The sequence below is a fragment of the Sphingomonas sp. PP-CE-1G-424 genome (assembly GCF_004341085.1).
Classification (GTDB): Bacteria; Pseudomonadota; Alphaproteobacteria; order Sphingomonadales; family Sphingomonadaceae; genus Sphingomonas.
Genome location: NZ_SLXW01000002.1, coordinates 806,605 through 822,995, shown reverse-complemented (window position 1 = coordinate 822,995; position 16,391 = coordinate 806,605). Strand labels below are relative to the sequence as shown.

Annotated in this window: 19 protein-coding genes; 8 read left to right on the top strand and 11 right to left on the bottom strand. The window is 66.1% G+C overall.

Annotation, left to right across the window (positions count from 1 at the left end; genetic code table 11):
• Positions 1-66: 66 nt before the first annotated feature.
• The 3 genes from C8J43_RS08895 to C8J43_RS08885 are packed head-to-tail and all read left to right on the top strand — an operon-like array spanning position 67 to position 1,867.
• Positions 67-630, top strand: a complete 564-nt coding sequence (locus tag C8J43_RS08895; RefSeq protein WP_060526913.1) for a shikimate kinase — start codon at positions 67-69, stop codon at positions 628-630.
• Positions 627-1,727 (top strand): 3-dehydroquinate synthase, encoded by a 1,101-nt coding sequence (gene aroB / locus C8J43_RS08890; RefSeq protein WP_133030555.1) that lies wholly within the window; start codon positions 627-629, stop codon positions 1,725-1,727. Before C8J43_RS08895 ends, aroB begins: the two co-directional genes overlap by 4 nt.
• On the top strand, positions 1,727-1,867 hold the full coding sequence (locus C8J43_RS08885) for a DUF2256 domain-containing protein (protein ID WP_133030554.1): 141 nt from the start codon (positions 1,727-1,729) through the stop codon (positions 1,865-1,867). The genes aroB and C8J43_RS08885 overlap by 1 nt, the downstream gene beginning before the upstream one ends.
• A gap of 88 nt (positions 1,868-1,955) precedes the next feature.
• On the opposite strand, the gene C8J43_RS08880 is transcribed toward C8J43_RS08885, so the two are convergent.
• The 7 genes from C8J43_RS08880 to radA all read right to left on the bottom strand — a co-directional run bounded on the left by C8J43_RS08880 (position 1,956) and on the right by radA (position 7,769).
• Positions 1,956-2,282 carry a DUF423 domain-containing protein gene (locus tag C8J43_RS08880; protein WP_133030553.1) on the bottom strand — a complete coding sequence of 109 codons (327 nt, stop codon included), beginning with the start codon at positions 2,280-2,282 and terminating at the stop codon, positions 1,956-1,958.
• The gene (locus C8J43_RS08875; protein WP_133030552.1) at positions 2,279-4,042 is read right to left on the bottom strand and encodes a cation:proton antiporter; all 1,764 of its coding nucleotides are present in this window, start codon (positions 4,040-4,042) and stop codon (positions 2,279-2,281) included. The genes C8J43_RS08880 and C8J43_RS08875 overlap by 4 nt, the downstream gene beginning before the upstream one ends.
• Positions 4,042-4,473 carry an iron-sulfur cluster assembly scaffold protein gene (locus C8J43_RS08870; protein WP_133030551.1) on the bottom strand — a complete coding sequence of 144 codons (432 nt, stop codon included), beginning with the start codon at positions 4,471-4,473 and terminating at the stop codon, positions 4,042-4,044. Before C8J43_RS08870 ends, C8J43_RS08875 begins: the two co-directional genes overlap by 1 nt.
• Positions 4,470-5,036, bottom strand: coding sequence for a CvpA family protein (locus tag C8J43_RS08865; RefSeq protein ID WP_056050952.1), 567 nt, complete (start codon positions 5,034-5,036; stop codon positions 4,470-4,472). The genes C8J43_RS08870 and C8J43_RS08865 overlap by 4 nt, the downstream gene beginning before the upstream one ends.
• Positions 5,037-5,092: 56 nt before the next feature.
• Positions 5,093-5,653 (bottom strand): YkgJ family cysteine cluster protein, encoded by a 561-nt coding sequence (locus C8J43_RS08860; RefSeq protein ID WP_133030822.1) that lies wholly within the window; start codon positions 5,651-5,653, stop codon positions 5,093-5,095.
• Positions 5,654-5,701: 48 nt separating this feature from the next.
• Positions 5,702-6,022 (bottom strand): hypothetical protein, encoded by a 321-nt coding sequence (locus tag C8J43_RS08855; protein ID WP_207893348.1) that lies wholly within the window; start codon positions 6,020-6,022, stop codon positions 5,702-5,704.
• Between the two features lie 376 nt (positions 6,023-6,398).
• The gene (radA, locus tag C8J43_RS08850; RefSeq protein WP_133030549.1) at positions 6,399-7,769 is read right to left on the bottom strand and encodes a DNA repair protein RadA; all 1,371 of its coding nucleotides are present in this window, start codon (positions 7,767-7,769) and stop codon (positions 6,399-6,401) included.
• A 115-nt stretch (positions 7,770-7,884) separates the two neighbouring features.
• Here radA and C8J43_RS08845 point away from each other — a divergent pair, with 115 nt between their 5' ends.
• Positions 7,885-9,036 (top strand): glycosyltransferase family 1 protein, encoded by a 1,152-nt coding sequence (locus C8J43_RS08845; protein WP_133030548.1) that lies wholly within the window; start codon positions 7,885-7,887, stop codon positions 9,034-9,036.
• Positions 9,037-9,232: 196 nt separating this feature from the next.
• Here C8J43_RS08845 and C8J43_RS08840 read toward each other — a convergent pair whose 3' ends face one another.
• Positions 9,233-9,739, bottom strand: coding sequence for an MEKHLA domain-containing protein (locus tag C8J43_RS08840; RefSeq protein WP_133030547.1), 507 nt, complete (start codon positions 9,737-9,739; stop codon positions 9,233-9,235).
• 471 nt (positions 9,740-10,210) lie between these two features.
• On the opposite strand from C8J43_RS08840, the gene C8J43_RS08835 reads away from it, so the two are divergent.
• The gene (locus C8J43_RS08835) at positions 10,211-10,672 is read left to right on the top strand and encodes a PaaI family thioesterase (RefSeq protein ID WP_133030546.1); all 462 of its coding nucleotides are present in this window, start codon (positions 10,211-10,213) and stop codon (positions 10,670-10,672) included.
• A 260-nt stretch (positions 10,673-10,932) separates the two neighbouring features.
• Here C8J43_RS08835 and C8J43_RS08830 read toward each other — a convergent pair whose 3' ends face one another.
• Positions 10,933-11,238 carry a DUF2218 domain-containing protein gene (locus tag C8J43_RS08830; protein WP_133030545.1) on the bottom strand — a complete coding sequence of 102 codons (306 nt, stop codon included), beginning with the start codon at positions 11,236-11,238 and terminating at the stop codon, positions 10,933-10,935.
• Entirely contained in the window at positions 11,235-11,819 is a 585-nt protein-coding gene (locus C8J43_RS08825) for a PadR family transcriptional regulator (protein ID WP_243645480.1), read from the bottom strand. Before C8J43_RS08825 ends, C8J43_RS08830 begins: the two co-directional genes overlap by 4 nt.
• 253 nt (positions 11,820-12,072) lie before the next feature.
• Between C8J43_RS08825 and C8J43_RS08820 the strand changes: the two genes are divergently transcribed.
• Together C8J43_RS08820 and C8J43_RS08815 are read left to right on the top strand one after the other, a co-directional pair.
• On the top strand, positions 12,073-13,386 hold the full coding sequence (locus tag C8J43_RS08820; protein WP_060526902.1) for a replication-associated recombination protein A: 1,314 nt from the start codon (positions 12,073-12,075) through the stop codon (positions 13,384-13,386).
• A gap of 86 nt (positions 13,387-13,472) precedes the next feature.
• The gene (locus tag C8J43_RS08815; RefSeq protein ID WP_133030544.1) at positions 13,473-14,393 is read left to right on the top strand and encodes a hypothetical protein; all 921 of its coding nucleotides are present in this window, start codon (positions 13,473-13,475) and stop codon (positions 14,391-14,393) included.
• Here the strand turns inward: C8J43_RS08815 and C8J43_RS08810 are convergent.
• Positions 14,390-15,460, bottom strand: a complete 1,071-nt coding sequence (locus C8J43_RS08810; RefSeq protein WP_133030543.1) for an endonuclease/exonuclease/phosphatase family protein — start codon at positions 15,458-15,460, stop codon at positions 14,390-14,392. The genes C8J43_RS08815 and C8J43_RS08810 overlap by 4 nt on opposite strands.
• A gap of 150 nt (positions 15,461-15,610) precedes the next feature.
• On the opposite strand from C8J43_RS08810, the gene C8J43_RS08805 reads away from it, so the two are divergent.
• Positions 15,611-16,384, top strand: coding sequence for a hypothetical protein (locus tag C8J43_RS08805; protein WP_133030542.1), 774 nt, complete (start codon positions 15,611-15,613; stop codon positions 16,382-16,384).
• The last annotated feature ends 7 nt before the right edge of the window (positions 16,385-16,391 follow it).

Below are 16,391 nucleotides of genomic sequence, written 5' to 3'. Positions count from 1 at the left end.
GCAATGACAGATCGCACGCCAAGAGCTTTTGCCCTCACGCGGAGCCGCTGTATAGCGCGGGCTACGATGTTGCAAAGCCACAACCCTTCAGGCGGCCCCTCGGGCAGTCGCCGCCCTGCCCCGATCGATCGCCCGATCGTGCTCGTCGGGCTGATGGGCGTCGGCAAGACCACCGTCGGCCGCCGCCTCGCACTGCGCATGAACCTGCCGTTCGTCGATGCCGACCACGAGATCGAGGCTGCGTCGGGGATGACCGTCGCCGAGATCTTCGCCAAATACGGCGAAGAGTATTTCCGCGATGGCGAGCGCCGCGTGATCGCGCGGCTGATCGACGGCACGCCCAAGGTCATCGCAACCGGCGGCGGCGCGTTCATCAACGACGACACGCGCGCGCTGATCCTGCGCGATACGGTGTCGGTGTGGCTCAGCGCGCATCCCGACATCCTGGTCGAGCGCGTCGGCCGCCGCGACAGCCGCCCGCTGCTCCGCAACCGCGATGCGGGGAAGGTGCTCACCGAACTGGCGCGCGTGCGGAACCCGATCTACGCGCAGGCGCACATCCATATTGTCAGCAACAAGACGCCGCACGAAGCGACCGTCGCCGCTATCCTGAGAGCGCTTGGCCGATGAAGACCGTTATCGTTGAACTGGGTGCGCGGACCTATCCGATCCACATCGAAGCCGGGTTGCTCGCGCGGGCGGGTGAGTTCCTTGCGCCGCTTGCAAAAGGGCGGCGCGTGGCGATCGTCACCGACGAGAATTTGTCGATTCACCTCGCGACGTTGCAGGCTTCGCTGACTGCGGCGGGGATTGCATCCGAGGCGATCGTTCTGGCACCCGGCGAGGGCAGCAAGAGCTGGGCGACGCTGGAGATGCTGTGCGACCGGCTGCTCGAACTCGGTGTCGAGCGCGGCGATCACGTCGTCGCGCTGGGTGGCGGCGTGATGGGGGATTTGGTCGGGTTCGCCTGCTCGATCCTGAAGCGCGGGTGCAAGTTCGTGCAGATCCCGACGTCGCTGCTGGCGCAGGTCGACAGCTCGGTCGGCGGCAAGACCGCGATCAACACGAAGGCCGGCAAGAATCTGATCGGCGCGTTTCACCAGCCGGTGATGGTGCTGATCGATCCGCAGGTGCTCGACACGCTGCCGATCCGGGAACTGCGCGCGGGTTACGCCGAGGTCGTGAAATACGGCCTGATCGACGACTTCGCGTTCTTCGAATGGTGCGAAGCCAACGGTGCCGCGTTGCTAGGTGGCGACATCGGCCTGCGCGAATACGCGATCGCGCACAGCGTTTCGGCGAAGGCGCGGATCGTCGCGGCGGACGAGCATGAGACGAACGGCATCCGGGCGTTGCTCAATCTCGGGCATACGTTCGGCCATGCGCTGGAGGCGGAGACCGGGTTCTCGCAGGCTTTGATCCACGGCGAGGGCGTCGCGGCGGGCTGTTCGCTTGCGTTCGGGTTCTCGGCATCGCAGGGGATCTGCTCGGGGCAGGACGCCGCGCGCGTTGCCGCTCACTGGCGCGACGTAGGGCTTCCCGACGGTCTCGCGGCGGCGAAGATCGGCGCGAGCGGTGCGCGGCTGGTCGATCACATGCGCCACGACAAGAAGATGGCGGCGGGCACCCTCCCCTTCCTGCTCGCGCGCGGGATCGGCCAGACGTATCTCGACAAGACGGTCGACCTAGCTAACGTCGAGACCTTCCTCGACGCGCAGCCCCGCTGATGCCCAACGGTGTCGCCAAGCAGAATTTGCCGACGAAGATGTGCCCCGCGTGCGAGCGGCCCTTCGCGTGGCGGAAGAAATGGGCGCGCGACTGGGACAGCGTAATCTATTGTTCGGACGCGTGCCGGAAGAAGCGGTAGCACCCGAAGGTCACCAAGAACCTTGTTCACCCGCGAAGGCGGGTGCCCAGACTGGGTCCCCGCCTTCGCGGGAAACAAGCTTTGTCAGTTATCCCCGGGCGCTCCAAGCCAGCCACAACCACCCGCCGATCAGCAGCGCGCCGCCGATCGGCGTGATCGCGCCGAACCAGCGTGGCGCGCCCAGCGCCATCGCGTAGAGCGTCAACGCGAAAATCGCAGCGCCGACCACGAACAGCCACGCCGGCCCGCGCGCCTCCATCCGCACCGCAACCAGCGCCGCCACGACGTGGACGAGCTGGTACTGCGCACCGGTCTTGAGCCACTCCGCCGCCGAGCCACTCGCGCCGTGCGCGCCGAACGCTCCCGCCGCGACCGCGATCGCCCCCGACAAGGCGGCCAGTATGGCAATGATCATGTCGCGTCGTTCCCCCACGGAAAGCGTTCGGCGGTTTCGGCACGCGCCGCGCGCATGTCGCCCGAATCGATCTGGAGCTGCAACCGCTCCTTGTCACGCGCGCGGTACATGTCCTCCGCACGGTCGATATCCGCGCTCGCGACGCCGAGCCCGTCCATCGCCAGCCGCGCCATCTTCACCGCCGATTCGAGCACCTCGCGGATGACATACTGCGCCGACGTGTTCTTCAGCTTGACCAGCGCGCGGCGATCGAACGCGCGGACATAGATCGCGGCGTTCGGGAACGCCTCGTGCACGCCCTCGATCGTGTCGGGTTCGAGCTGATCGCCATCCATGCAGAAGCAGATCAGTTCGGCCTCCGCCGCCCCCGCCTGCCGCAACAGGTCGAGCCGCGTGCCGTCGCCGTAATAGACCTTCGCACCGAACTCGCCGGCGATGTCGATCATCTCGATATCGGTGTCGATCAGCGTCACCGGGATATCCTGCGCGAGCAGCATCTGGCCGACCGTCTGGCCGAACCGCCCATAGCCGACGATGATCGCATTCGCGCCGTCGACCTTGGGGCCGTCGCGTTCCTGGTTCTTCGCCAGCGGTTCGGTGCGGAAACGCCGGGTAATCCCCATCAGGAACGGCGTCGTCGCCATCGACAGCGTGATGATCGCGCCGAACAGGCTCGCCGCCTGCGGTTCGATCAGCAGCCCCGCCTGCGCCTGCGCGAACAGCACGAAGCCGAACTCGCCGCCCTGGCTGAGCAACAGCCCAAGCGCGAACGCCTGCCGCCATGTCATCTTGAACGCCATGCCGATCAGCATGATGACGCTGGTCTTGGTCGCGATCAGTGCGGCAGCCATCGCCATGACGAACACCGGTCGCTCGGCGATCGCGTTGAGGTCGAGCACCATGCCGACCGCGAGGAAGAACAGCCCGAGCAGGATCGAGCGGAACGGCTCGACATCGGCCTCAAGTTCGTGGCGATAGGGACTATCCGCCAACATCACGCCGGCGATGAACGCCCCGAGCGCGGTGGACAGCCCGAGCCATTCCATGATCGCCGCGCTGGCGATCACGGTGAACAGGCCGGCGAACACGAACATCTCGCGCTCGCCGAGATTGCCGATCAGGCGGAAGAACGGGCGCAACAGGAAGCGTCCCGCGACAACCAGCCCGACGACGGCGAGCACGGTGTAGATCGCCAGCAGCCAGCCGGGAGGCGCGTTGGCGTCGGCCGGGTTGCGGCTCATCGCGGCGACGATCGTGATGAGCGGCACGATCGACAGGTCCTGGAACAACAGGATCGAGAACGCGCGTTCGCCGAACGGCGTGCGCATCCGCCCCGAGGAGCGCAGCATCGGCAGCACCTGCGCGGTCGACGACAGCGCGAGCGGGAGGCCGAGCGCGAGCGCGGCGGGGAGCGAGAACTTCGCCCCGACCCAGACGATCGCGGTGATCGCGAGACCGCAGATCGCGACCTGAAGAAGCCCCAATCCGAAGATTTCCTCCTTCATCTTCCAAAGCCGTGAGGGGTTCAGTTCGAGCCCGACGATGAACAGCAGCAACGTGATGCCGAGTTCGGCGAACCCGAGCTTCGATTCCGCATCGCCGACCAGGCCGAGCACATGCGGCCCGACGACCGCGCCCGCGACCAGATACCCCAGCGTCGCGCCGAGCCCGAGCCGCCGGAACAGCAACACGAACATGAGACCGAACCCGAGCAGCACGACGCCATCGCGGAGCAGCGACGGTGCCGTCCCCTCCGCCATCAGACCTTCGCCTTTGCAGCGGTGTCGGCAGCCTCGGCCGCGGCTTCGAACGCGAGCCGGATCGACGGGTGCCGCGCGGTATAGTCGAGCGCGGGGGTGAAGATATCCATCCCGGGCCAATCGGGCGCATCGCCCTCACGCGCAAGCCATGCCGTCAGCGCGTCGCGCGCGGCGGCGAGTTCGGCGGGCGTGCGGCCGAGGATATTCGACGCCAGCAGCGACGACGAAGCCTGGCCGAGCGCACAGGCACGGACCAGCAGGCCGACCTCGCTGACCCGGCCTTCGTCGTCGACCGCGACGTCGATCGTCACGCGGCTGCCGCAGATCGGCGACCGTCTCTCCGCGGTCGCCATCGGCTCGGGAAGGCGTTCATGGTGCGGGATCGTGGCGGCAAGGCGGAGGATCTCGGCGTTGTAGAGGGGCGCGCTCATGATTTCGGGTCGCTTGCGTTGTCGGAATGGGAAGGCGGCGTGCGGGCGCCGAAGACGGGCTGACCACGGCGGCGACGATCGACGAAATCGGCGATGCCGGCGCTGGTCGCGTTGAGCAGCGGATAGGTGCGCGACCGGGTCATCCATTCGGGCCGGCGCGACGGTCCGCCGCTCATCGTATCGATCACGAGCGTCGCGAGCAGGAAGACGAGGCTGGCGAGGATCAGGCCCTTCAACGCGCCGAACCCGAAGCCGAGCGCACGGTCGACCGGCCCCAGGATCGAGGTCCGCGTCCGCGCGCCGATCGCGTTGGCGACCAGCCTACCGCCGATATAGGTGACGCCGGTGATGATCGCGAAGGCGAGTACGGCCGCCCCACCGACCGTGCCAATCATCGGCGACAACGCAGCGGCGAGCGGGATGTGGAACAGCTTCAACATCGCCACCATCGCCACCCAGGCGAACATCGACAGCACTTCGGTCACGAACCCGCGCACGAGCCCCAGCACCGCGGACCCGGCGACGGCGATCAGGACGACGATGTCTAGGGCGGTCAGGTTCATGGTCTCTGGAATAGGGACGCGGCGCGCGAACCGCTAGTGCACGCGGAAACCGAGGCTTAGCGGTTCGCTCCGAAAACAGCGTAGCGTTCGCGCCATGCGGCGACCTCGTCCTGCAAATGGTTGGGTGCCGCATCTTCCGAGAGAACAAAGCGCGCAACGTCGTTATCGGGATGCATCAGCATCTTCTTCGAGCCGTCGCTGAACCAGACCGGGACCAACTGGTCGCACAAGACGTCCAACACGGTGGCCGCCATACCGTTGCCGATCGCGTCGCTGCCGGTGAGCATGCGTACATGAATCGAGACGCCCTCAAGGCAGTTCTGCGGCCTGTCGACGAAATTGAGCGAGACGAGAAGCCCGGACCGGTCGGGCCGCGCTTCGTCGGGCAGGCTGGCCACACGGCGCCACGCGCAGAACCACGTCCGGCAGATCCGGGGGCGGACCGCATGGATGTCGCACCCCTCGCCTGAGAGGTGGATGCACGGAATTCCCGCGGGTTTGGCGAACTCAGGCGTGTTGACCGTCAGCTCGGTGCAGCACGCGGTGCAATCGCCGCACTCTCGATCAGGCAGGATCGGCCCCAGCAACGTGGTTTCCACGTCGGCTTGGGGCTGCATCTGCGTGCGAGCGTCCGTCGGGGTCGGGGTGTCACGCCGATCCACGGCTCAGTTTCCTTCGGAATCCACCGTGAAGACCATAGGTTTGCCGCGCGACATCGGCTCCCATCCCGCGGCCAACGCCGCCCGTACGCCGCGCGCGATCGTCGCGTCGTCGATCTGAAGACGCCCACGCGGCAAGCCCTTCAACAGCCGTTTGGGCGCGGGGAATTCGAGCAGGGCTTCGCGCTGCGCATCGTCCTGCAACAGCGAGATCGTCATGCCCTTCCAGCCCTCGGCATCCGTGTGTTGCGGCTCGCGCTCCAGGTTCCAGTCGTATCGGATGCCGTCGACCTCGAGGGTACCGGTATTGCTTTTAGTGTTCGCCATGCTGGCGGCCATAGCATGGCTGTCGCGAGAGGCCATGCGTTCGCCGCTTGGCCGAACCTGCCCGCCACGATGACGTCGTGTGCAGCTCGATCGATCGATGACCGACAACGGCCCTCACCACCCCACCCCGGCGGAGGCCGGGCCCAATTGGAGAGGTCGTGGTAACGAAGCGCAGCGGTCGCCAGTCGCGTTTCCCAATTGGGCCCCGGCCTCCGCCGGGGAGGAGACCATTCGGGACGTTAATAACGAACCGGAGCTATCCCCGTCGTAAAGGTACGTTTGACCCAACAGCGTCACTAACGCTACCTTGTTCTCCCGCGAAGGCGGGAGCCCAGTCTGGGTCCCCGCCTTCGCGGGGAAACAAGGTTTGGAACGCCTAACCCCGCCCCATCATGTGATCGACGAACGACGCCAGCGTCTTGAACCCTGACAGCTTCATCCCGCTCTTTTCTCCCGTCATCGACGCCGGCACCAACGCGCGTTCGAAGCCAAGCTTGCTCGCTTCCTTCAACCGCAGCGGCCCATGCGCGACCGGCCTGATCTCGCCCGACAGCGCGACCTCGCCGAACGCTACCGCGTCGACCGGCACCGGCCGCTCCGACATTGCCGAGATCAGCGCCGCCGCTACCGCGAGATCCGCCGCCGGGTCCTGCACCCGGTAACCGCCGGCGATATTCAGATATACTTCGGCGTTGGAGAAACTCAGCCCGCACCGCGCTTCCAGCACCGCCAGGATCATCGCGAGACGTCCCGAATCCCAGCCGACCACCGCACGCCGGGGCGTCGCGCCCGATGCGAGCCGCACGGTCAGCGCCTGGATCTCGACGAGCACCGGCCGCGTCCCCTCCAGCGCCGGAAACACCGTCGCCCCCGTCATCGCATCATCGCGGTGCGTCAGGAACAGCGACGACGGATTGCCGACCTCCGCCAGTCCCTCGGTCTGCATCGAGAACACGCCGATCTCGTCGGTTCCACCGAATCGGTTCTTGATCGCGCGGAGGATGCGATACTGGTGGCTGCGCTCGCCTTCGAACGACAGCACCGTGTCCACCATATGCTCCAGCACCCGCGGGCCGGCGATCGAGCCGTCCTTCGTCACATGCCCGACCAGAACGACGGCCGTGCCGCGCTCCTTTGCGAAGCGGATCAGTTCCTGCGCCGACGCGCGCACCTGGCTGACCGTGCCGGGCGCGCCCTCGATCAAATCGGAATGCATCGTCTGGATCGAATCGATCACCAACATCGCGGGAGGCCGCGTCTGCAAGGTCGTCAGGATGTCGCGCGTCGAGGTTGCCGCCGCCAGTTGCACCGGCGCATTGCCGAGCCCCAACCGCCGTGCACGCAACCGCACCTGATCGGCCGCCTCCTCGCCCGAGACATACGCGACCGACTGCCCCGCCAGCGCCATCTTCGCCGCCGCCTGCAACAACAGCGTCGACTTGCCGATGCCCGGATCACCACCAATCAGCGTCGCCGAGCCCTCGACGAACCCGCCGCCCAGCGCCCGATCGAGTTCGGCGATCCCGGTCGCCATCCGATCGGGCAACTTGATCTCCGCATCGAGCCCGACGAGCTGGATCGCCCGCCCGCCGGTCTGAAGATTATGCTTCGAATGGAACGGCGTAGCGGCAGTGTTCGCCTCCTCGACCAGCGTGTTCCATTCGTTGCAATCGGCGCATTGCCCCGCCCAGCGGTGCGACACCGATCCGCAGGCCTGACACACATAACGCTTCTGGGGTTTCGCCATATCGACGATGTACGAGAACGATACGGGAACATCAATGGGCGCCGTCCTGCACGGTGGCGAAGCTATCGTGCGGATTTAGTGGCGCTTCACCGCACCCGGCGTTATCCGCGCGGCGATGGACGCCACCGACCTGCGTATTGCCCTGTTCAGCGGCAATTATAATTATGTTCGCGACGGCGCCAACCAGGCGCTGAACCTGCTCGTCGGCCATTTGCTGTCGCAGGGCGCAAAAGTGCGTATCTATTCGCCGACCAACGCCAAGCCCGCCTTCCCGCCGACCGGCGACCTGGTCGCTGTCCCATCGCTGCCGCTGCCCGCCGGACGCGGCGAATACAAGATGGCGCGCGGGTTGCCCGCCGCGATCCGCCGCGATCTCGACGCGTTCGCGCCCAACCTGATCCACGTCTCGGCACCCGATTTCCTCGGCCACCGCGCGATCACGTATGGCCAGCGCCACGGGCTCGACACGGTCGCGTCGCTGCACACGCGGTTCGAGACGTATTTCCGCTATTACAGGATGGCGTTCTTCGAGCCCGTCATGATCAAGATCCTGACTCGCTTCTACAACCGTGTCGACGAAGTGCTGGTGCCGGGGCGCGGCATGGCCGAGATCGTCCGCGACTGGGGCGTGACGACGCCGACCGCGATCTGGTCGCGCGGCGTCAATCACGACCGCTTCACGCCGACCCGCCGCGATCTCGCCTGGCGTCGCGAACACGGGATCGCCGACGGCGAGGTCGCGGTCGGATTTCTCGGCCGGCTCGTAAAGGAAAAGGGTCTCGACGTCTTTGCCGACGTGATCCGCACGCTCGAGACGCGCGGCATAGCGCACAAGGTGCTGGTGATCGGCGAAGGTCCGGCGCGCAACTGGTTCGCCGAGCGCGTGCCCGGGGCGGTCTTCGCCGGGTTCCAGTCGGGCGACGATCTCGGCCGCGCGGTCGCGTCGATGGATGTGTTCTTCAACCCCAGCGTCACCGAGACGTTCGGCAACGTCACGCTGGAGGCGATGGCCTCGGGCGTACCCGTCGTGGCGGCGCGCGCCTCGGGCGCGGTCGGCCTGGTCGACGACGGCGTCACCGGCTTTCTCGTGCCGCCGACCGACATCACCGGCTATGCCGACGCGATCGGCCGGATCGTCACCGAACCGGGCCTGCGCGAGACGATGGGCTGGGCCGGCCACGACAAGGCCGCGGGCTATCTGTGGGATACGATCAACCAGACGGTGCTCGACACGTATCTGCAGGTCATGGCCCGGCGGGGGGCGTAGGTCGCTCAGACCTGGACGCTCAGGATGGCGATCCAGACTCCCGAGAACGGCGGTTCGTTCAGCACGATCAGCGAATTGAATGTCCCGCTATGGGGTCCAGGTCGAGATCGGGCATGGTTTAGCCGGCACCTCCAGCCACAGGTCAGAGAGCGAAAGCAATCTGGTTGGTAGCGTGTGGTCGCGAGGTAGGTTTGGCTCACTCAGCCAGGGGCGAAAAGGTTGCAGCTTGTCCATGCGTTGACCCATCGCGGTCGGTTAACTGCCAAATGCAACCGTCATCAATCGAGAATCGGCGACCGGACTTCGTTATCCTCACGCCGCAATATCCAGAGTAATGTCCGTCTTTTTTGACCTTATCCAGCAGGATCTGTCGATCCGCACGATTGATCGGCTCCGCGGATAGACGTGATGGTAGCGATGTAAACTCGCTCCATCCGTAACCGAAACAGCGCTGAGCCGCGATATTGGCGTAAATGAAAACGGGATCGGGATCGGCGTTGTGAGCGACAACAGCGAACGGCGCTTGATGATAAAGCCAATATTCATCGCAGTTTTCAGGAAATAAGGCATCGCCCACGATGCGGCGGTAACTACCGACCAATAGCTCGAAGAACGGCTTATCGAGGTGGGGCGACTCTGATGCCACTGCTGGTTCGATTTTCCGACCCTTGTTAGCCTCGATTTTCTGGAGAATGCCGGTCATTTCGGAAGCACTTCTTTCGATCGCTGCGGGAGAAGACGGATTGGGCTGGAGCCGGAGCACGAAGCACGCTTCTAAAGGGCAATCCCGTTGGCCGCATCTGGCCGAATCGGTACTTTATCGTAGCGTTCGACCGGTTCGACTGGCTCGCGAGCCCCGAATGAGCGAACATCGACAGAGCTAGCGGTTCGCAATGATGGGCGAATGGCCACAGCCGGGACCGCGCGAAAGCCGCCCGTCTGCTACCCACGTCATCCGCCATTCGCCGGATATCCCCTCCGCCTCCACCGCGATTCTTTTGGGGGTTCTGCAACGGCCATGCGCGCGTCGTGCGTGCCCAGGCGGCCGAACTTCGCGATAAGGTACCGATTCGGCCAGATGCGAGCGGTGTGATTACCCTGTAGAAGCACCGCATCCGTACAGATTGCGATTATTCAAAAGCTGCCTCCAAGCTCGAAACGAGGATGTCCGCGTATGAACGTCTTGACCGATCACGCCGAACTCGATGGCCATGACCAGCTCGCAGCCTTGATGGCAGCCAATGTTCACCCGCCGATCCACGAGACGCTGGATATCGTTTTGGTCGAACTCGAGCGTGGTCGTGTGGTGTTCGAGGGTTCGCCGTCGCGCAAGGTCTACAACCCGATCGGATCGGTGCATGGCGGCTATGCGGCGACGTTGCCCGACAGCGCCTGCGGCGCCGCGGTCCATTCCAGCCTGCCCGCGGGTCAGGGTTTTACGACATTGGAACTCAAGGTGTCGTATCATCGCGCGCTGAGCGAGACGAGCGGACCAGTGCGTGCCGAGGGCAAGGTTGTGTCGTTAGGGCGCCGTGCCGCTTTTTCCGAAGCTCGACTGCTGGATGTACAGGGACGACTATGCGCATCGGCGACATCGACCTTGCTGATCTTCCCTATGGCGGCTTCCACTGCGTGACCCGATCGAGCGTGAGCAGGCTATGCTCGCATGCGACTTTAGCCTGCCGACCTGATAAATTGGTATCGAGAAGCAGACCGTAACCGCAGTTGACGGGCGTTATCGAAAAAGGCGGCAGCGTCGCGCGATGGTGGCGATCGCGATACCCCCGCCCGGAAGCGGGCGTTCCGCTTTCCTCTCCAAACCGGCCAATCCGCTCACGCTTGAGACTTCCCCTGGGCGGACCGGACGCCCCTACCCTAGAGGGTAGGAGGATCGGTTTAAACCGCCTCCGTCCAGTCGAACGTCAGCGGCGCTTCGCGGAAGGCGAACCGGTCGAGGTGGCTTGAGACCACGCCGCGCATGCGGTCGACGTCCTCGTCCGCCGGGACCGTCAGCGCGATGTCCAGCGTGGCGGTGTCGACGCGCATGTCGAGCACCGCGCCGTTCGGAAAGGCGATGCGCCCCTCCTCTTCCGAGAACGTCACCTCCATCTTGTGGCTCCAGTGCTTGGCGAGCTGCTGGAGATACTTGCTCGCGGACTGCGTCGGCACGCGCGCGACCGAAATGATGGGCGAGACGCTCACTTGAGCCGCTCGATCTTCTGCGCCGCCTCGTCGAGCAACCCGGCGACCGCGTGCAGCGTGTCCTCGTTCACGTCCTCGCGCATCAGCCGCGTCTGGAGCACCTGTCGCAGATTGCCCATCGCGCGGCGGATCGGTGCGCCGTCGGTCCGCTCGGACTCGGCGCCGACGGCCGCCAGCCGGGCGAACAGCGCCTCGACGATCTCGGCATTGTCCTTCAGCAACTGACGCCCTTCGTCGGTGACCGCGAAGCGTTTCTTGGCACCTTCCGACTTCTGCTCGTCGATCAGCCCCATGTCGTCGAGCGTGCTGAGCGTGGGATAGATCACGCCCGGGCTCGGCGCATAACTGCCGCCCGCCAGTCCTTCGATCTCGCGGATCAGGTCGTAGCCGTGCCGCGGCGCATCCGCGATCAGCTTCAACAGCACGAGCTTCATCTCGCCGCCGTCGAAGACCCGGCGGCCGCGACCGCGTGGTCCCCCGCCCGACCTCCAATGGGCATGGTCCTCACCATGCTCGCGACGGCCGTGGCCACCATGCCGGGGGCCACCGCTCCACGGTCCAAATCCCATTTCGTTACGCATTTGAGTGTTCTCCGATATTTCTAGAATGGTATGAGATATATCGCAGAATATTCCGAATTCAAGGGATGCACTGAATTTTGTTCGATCTCGCCTGCAGCAGTCCTGAGCCCGCACCTCATCGCCAAGGGTTCAATGTCGGCGCCACACCCCTTATGTTCTCTCAGGCGAAAGACCCGCCGCAGCGATGTCGGCGATTGCCGTGCGCCGCGGTATCGCCCGCTGCGCTCCCTCGATCCGTGGAACCCGAGACCCGATGTCCGACACGCTCTTCAGCGCCAACGCACCGCGACCGCTCGCGGAAATCCTGCGCCCGCGCCGGTTTTCGGACATCATCGGCCAGGAGCACCTCGTCGGACCCGAGGGCGCGCTCGCGCGGATGATCGCCGCCAAGCGGCTGTCCTCGTTCATCCTCTGGGGCCCGCCCGGGGTTGGCAAGACGACGATCGCGCGGCTGATGGCGGACGAGGTCGGCTACAACTTCATTCAGCTCTCGGCGGTGTCGACCGGTATCGCCGACCTGCGCAAGGCGCTCGCCGAGGCGACCCGATTGCGCGAATCGGCGTCGAAACCGACCGTCGCGTTCGTCGACGAGCTTCACCGGTTCTCGCGGCCGGTGCAGGACGCGCTGCTCCCCGCAGTCGAGGACGGGACGATCGTGCTGATCGGCGCGACCACCGAGAATCCGAGCTTCAGCCTGGTATCCGCGCTGTTGTCGCGCGCGAAGGTCTACACGCTCAACCGCCTCGCTGCCGCCGACCTGCACCGCGTGATCGCGCGGGCGGAAGCGCATTTCGAACGCCCGCTGCCGCTCACCGACGATGCGCGCGACGCGCTGGTGGCGATGGCGGATGGCGATGCGCGCTATCTGCTCGGGCTGTGCGAGGATATCGTCGCGACCGATCACCCGTCCGATCTCGATACCATCGCGCTGGCCACCTTGGTGCAGCAACGCGCGCCGCTCTACGACAAGGGGCAGGAAGAGCATTTTAACCTGCTCAGTTGCTTCCACAAGAGTCTGCGCGGCAGCGATCCCGATGCTGCCTTATACTGGGCGGCACGGATGATCGCAGGCGGCGAGGACCCGTCGGTCGTATTCCGCCGGCTGTGCTGCGCGGCGTCGGAGGATGTCGGGATGGCCGATCCGCAGGCGCTGGTCCAGGTGATGACCGCGTGGCAGGCGTTCGAGCGGGTCGGCCTGCCCGAGGCGCGGTTGTTCCTCGCGCAGGCGATCAACTATGTCGCGACCGCGCCGAAATCGAACGCCTCGTACCGCGCGTTCGACAAGGCCAGCGCGCTGGCGAAATCGACCGGGTCGATTGCGCCGCCCAAACGCATCCTCAACGCGCCGACCAAGCTGATGAAGGAGCTCGGCTATCACGATGGGTATCAATACGACCACGATCACCCCGATGCGTTCGCGGGGCAGAGCTTCTTTCCCGACGAACTCGGCGGGCACGATCATCCCGTGCTCTACGAACCCAACGAGCGCGGCTTCGAACGCGACGTGAAGAAGCGCCTCGAATTCTGGAACCGCCGCCGCAAACAGGCGCCCGAGGCCAAGGACTGACGTGCGATTGGACAGCGGCGCGCGCCGATCTGCGTGGCGATGCGTTGGGGGTGCTCGTCCTGCCATCCCCAAGCCGTGAGATCCTCATGTCCATCATCGACCCCGCGCGCGACTATGCGACGCGCGACGCCAGCATCGTCGTCAACAGCTACACCACCGTGCTCCGCCGCCCCGGGGTTCCGCACGAGGTGTTCGCGAGCTATTGGCGCGACGTCCACGGCCCGCTGTGCTCGCGCATCCCGGGGCTCGGCTGGTATGTCCAGACGCATCTGAACCGCGAGCAGGACGCGCATCTGTGGCCGGCGATCGACGGCATCGCGCCGTTCGACGACTATGTCTTGGATGGCGGCGTCGAGATCGGCTTCGCCTCCGAAGCGGATCAGGACATTTTCAACGAGTCCTGCGCGATCCTGTTCGCGGACGAACAGAACATGTTCGCGGCGACCGTCGCCTATGCGCTGCCGAAGGGGTCGCGGACGCTGGTCGACCGCGCCCCGGACCCGATCCCGAACGGCGATGACGGTCTCGACCGCCTCCACGTGCATTTCGGCGCGCGTCACGACGACGCGGCCGGGTTCGCCGCGTTCATGACGCAGTTCGCCGAGACGCTGGCGGGCGATCCGGCGGTGCTGAAGGTGCGGCTCCATTTGCCCGAGCGCTACGATAATGCGGACCCCGCCCCGCCCGCGCCCAACGTCGATCACAGCGTGCCGCCCGAACGCGCGCTGGTGGCGATCCTCGACATCGCCTTTGCCACGCCGATGACGCGCCGCGCGTTCTACGCGTCCGACGCATTCCAGCGCACCACCGAGGGTCAGAAGGCGCATATCGCCCACACCTCGGCGTTCGCGGTCAGCGGGGTCTACACCTATGTCCGCGACGGCGCGCTGACGGTCGCGGGTCTGCGCGGCAGCCGCCCCGCGCAGCTGATCGAACGGCTCGGCGCCGCCAACCAGGTCGCCGACGACGCCCGCCACCTGCTCTTCACGGGCAACCTCGAGGACTAGGCGCGGGTCGCGGCACCCTTTGCCCGGCGGCTCGCCAGCGCGCTGCCGGGCACCGAACGCCCGGCCGAGCCGTCGATCCGATAGCGCACCATCACGCCGATATGATCCGACAGCATCGCGTTGTCGGGACCGCGACCGAACGGCGCGCTGAGCGCGAGCGGCTGGATGGCGGCGCCGTTCGACGGACGGTACAGCAGGAAGTCCTTGGCGCGCCCGGTCGAGTAGGCGATGTCGGCGGGCTGCGTCACCAGACAGGTCCGCGACTCCCGGCACTTCAGCGACCCGCCGGACAGCGCGGTCGCGCCCCCGAACATATGCTGCGCGAAATAGGCGCGCCGCGCGATGTCGCGGCCGACGTTGAAGTCGCCCGCCACCAGCATCGTCCCGCCGGGCCGGGCCATCGAACCGATGAACCCGCTGAGCACGTCGATCTGGCGCCGATACGCATACAGCGCGCGCGGCTCGGATACGCCGGTCGCGCCGTTCGAGTTGAGATGCGTGTCGATCACCGTGACCGGCCCCGCGACACCGGGGACCGCGATCAGCGCCGCCATCGCCCCCTTGTTCGCAAGGCAGTCATACCCTGCGCAGACCGGATAGCTGATCCGCCGCACCGCCAGGATCGGATAGTCGGAGAAGATCGCGAGACCGCTGCCGACATGCTTGCCGACCCGCTCGCCGCGCAGCATGCTGCCATCCGCGGCGAACTGCCGGTCCTGTGCGGTTGCGGGGTCCGCGGTCGCCTCGGCCGGCGCACCGAACGCGACGTAGCGATAGCCTGCCGAGGCACCGATCGCCTTGGCCTCCGGCACAAACGATTCCTGCAACGCGACGATTCCGGGTTGCCGCCCCTCGGCGCGCATCGTGCGAAGCTGCGCGGCGATCGCCGACAACGCGCTCGATCGGTCTTCCGCGACCGGCCAGGGCACGCCGTGGACGTTGTAGGTCATCACCGACACGCTCGTGCCGGGCGCGGTCATCACAGCGGAGGGCGCCACGGCGGCGGGCGCTGCGCTTCCGACCAGCGCGGCGATACCGACACCCAAACTCGCGATCCGTACCGACACCGTGCGATCTCCCTGCTCTTGCTTCGACGACGAGACGCCGCCGCCGCATCGGTTCCACATGTCCCGAGTAAAACTTCCGCGATTTCCGGTGTGCGATACTGCGGATCGATCGCCTCGTCGGCGTCTCCCAAGCAACGAGGGGAGAACATCATGACGGTTCGCGATCGCGCCACGCTCGCCAAGGTTGCCGCCAAGGTGCCGGCGGTGACGACGGCGTTCTGGATCATCAAGATCCTCGCCACCACGCTCGGCGAGACCGCGGGCGACACGGTCAGCATGTCGCTCAACCTCGGCTACCTCACCGCCACCATCGTCTTCGTCGCGATCCTGCTGCTGCTGGTGTGGCGACAGGTCGCGGCGGACCGCTATCGCCCGGCGCTCTATTGGGCGACGATCATCGCCTCGACGACCGCGGGCACGACGCTCGCGGACTTCGCCACCCGCTCGCTCGGGATCGGCTATCCAGGCGGATCGCTACTGCTGCTCGGCTGCGTCGTCGCGTCGCTGGCGCTGTGGCACAACCGGCTCGGCTCGGTGTCGGTCGCGACCGTGCACGAGCCGCGCGCGGAACTGTTCTACTGGCTGACGATCACGTTCTCGCAGACGCTGGGCACCGCGCTCGGCGACTGGACCGCGGATACCGGCGGGCTTGGCTACGGCGGTGCCGCGATCCTGTTCGGCATCGTGCTCGCGGGGATCGCAGGCCTGTATCTGTGGACCGCGGTCGACCGGGTTCTCCTGTTCTGGAGCGCGTTCATTCTCACCCGCCCGCTCGGCGCCGCAGTCGGCGATTTTCTCGACAAGCCGGTCGATCATGGCGGGCTCGCGTTCAGCCGCCCCTATGCTTCCGCGGCGCTGGTGATCGCGATCGTCGTCCTGGTGCTGCTCAAGCCCTTGTACCCGTCGGAACGCCGCGCCACCTGAGCTGCGA

Coding starts and splice junctions, on each gene's coding strand:
- C8J43_RS08815 (WP_133030544.1), top strand. CDS start 13,473: ATGTCCATCATCGACCCCGCGCGCGACTATGCGACGCGCGACGCCAGC.
- C8J43_RS08895 (WP_060526913.1), top strand. CDS start 67: ATGTTGCAAAGCCACAACCCTTCAGGCGGCCCCTCGGGCAGTCGCCGC.
- C8J43_RS08875 (WP_133030552.1), bottom strand. CDS start 4,042: ATGGCGGAGGGGACGGCACCGTCGCTGCTCCGCGATGGCGTCGTGCTG.
- radA (WP_133030549.1), bottom strand. CDS start 7,769: ATGGCGAAACCCCAGAAGCGTTATGTGTGTCAGGCCTGCGGATCGGTG.
- C8J43_RS08825 (WP_243645480.1), bottom strand. CDS start 11,819: ATGCGTAACGAAATGGGATTTGGACCGTGGAGCGGTGGCCCCCGGCAT.
- C8J43_RS08880 (WP_133030553.1), bottom strand. CDS start 2,282: ATGATCATTGCCATACTGGCCGCCTTGTCGGGGGCGATCGCGGTCGCG.
- aroB (WP_133030555.1), top strand. CDS start 627: ATGAAGACCGTTATCGTTGAACTGGGTGCGCGGACCTATCCGATCCAC.
- C8J43_RS08865 (WP_056050952.1), bottom strand. CDS start 5,036: ATGAACCTGACCGCCCTAGACATCGTCGTCCTGATCGCCGTCGCCGGG.
- C8J43_RS08820 (WP_060526902.1), top strand. CDS start 12,073: ATGTCCGACACGCTCTTCAGCGCCAACGCACCGCGACCGCTCGCGGAA.
- C8J43_RS08855 (WP_207893348.1), bottom strand. CDS start 6,022: ATGGCGAACACTAAAAGCAATACCGGTACCCTCGAGGTCGACGGCATC.
- C8J43_RS08860 (WP_133030822.1), bottom strand. CDS start 5,653: ATGCAGCCCCAAGCCGACGTGGAAACCACGTTGCTGGGGCCGATCCTG.
- C8J43_RS08840 (WP_133030547.1), bottom strand. CDS start 9,739: ATGACCGGCATTCTCCAGAAAATCGAGGCTAACAAGGGTCGGAAAATC.
- C8J43_RS08845 (WP_133030548.1), top strand. CDS start 7,885: ATGGACGCCACCGACCTGCGTATTGCCCTGTTCAGCGGCAATTATAAT.
- C8J43_RS08835 (WP_133030546.1), top strand. CDS start 10,211: ATGAACGTCTTGACCGATCACGCCGAACTCGATGGCCATGACCAGCTC.
- C8J43_RS08805 (WP_133030542.1), top strand. CDS start 15,611: ATGACGGTTCGCGATCGCGCCACGCTCGCCAAGGTTGCCGCCAAGGTG.
- C8J43_RS08870 (WP_133030551.1), bottom strand. CDS start 4,473: ATGAGCGCGCCCCTCTACAACGCCGAGATCCTCCGCCTTGCCGCCACG.
- C8J43_RS08885 (WP_133030554.1), top strand. CDS start 1,727: ATGCCCAACGGTGTCGCCAAGCAGAATTTGCCGACGAAGATGTGCCCC.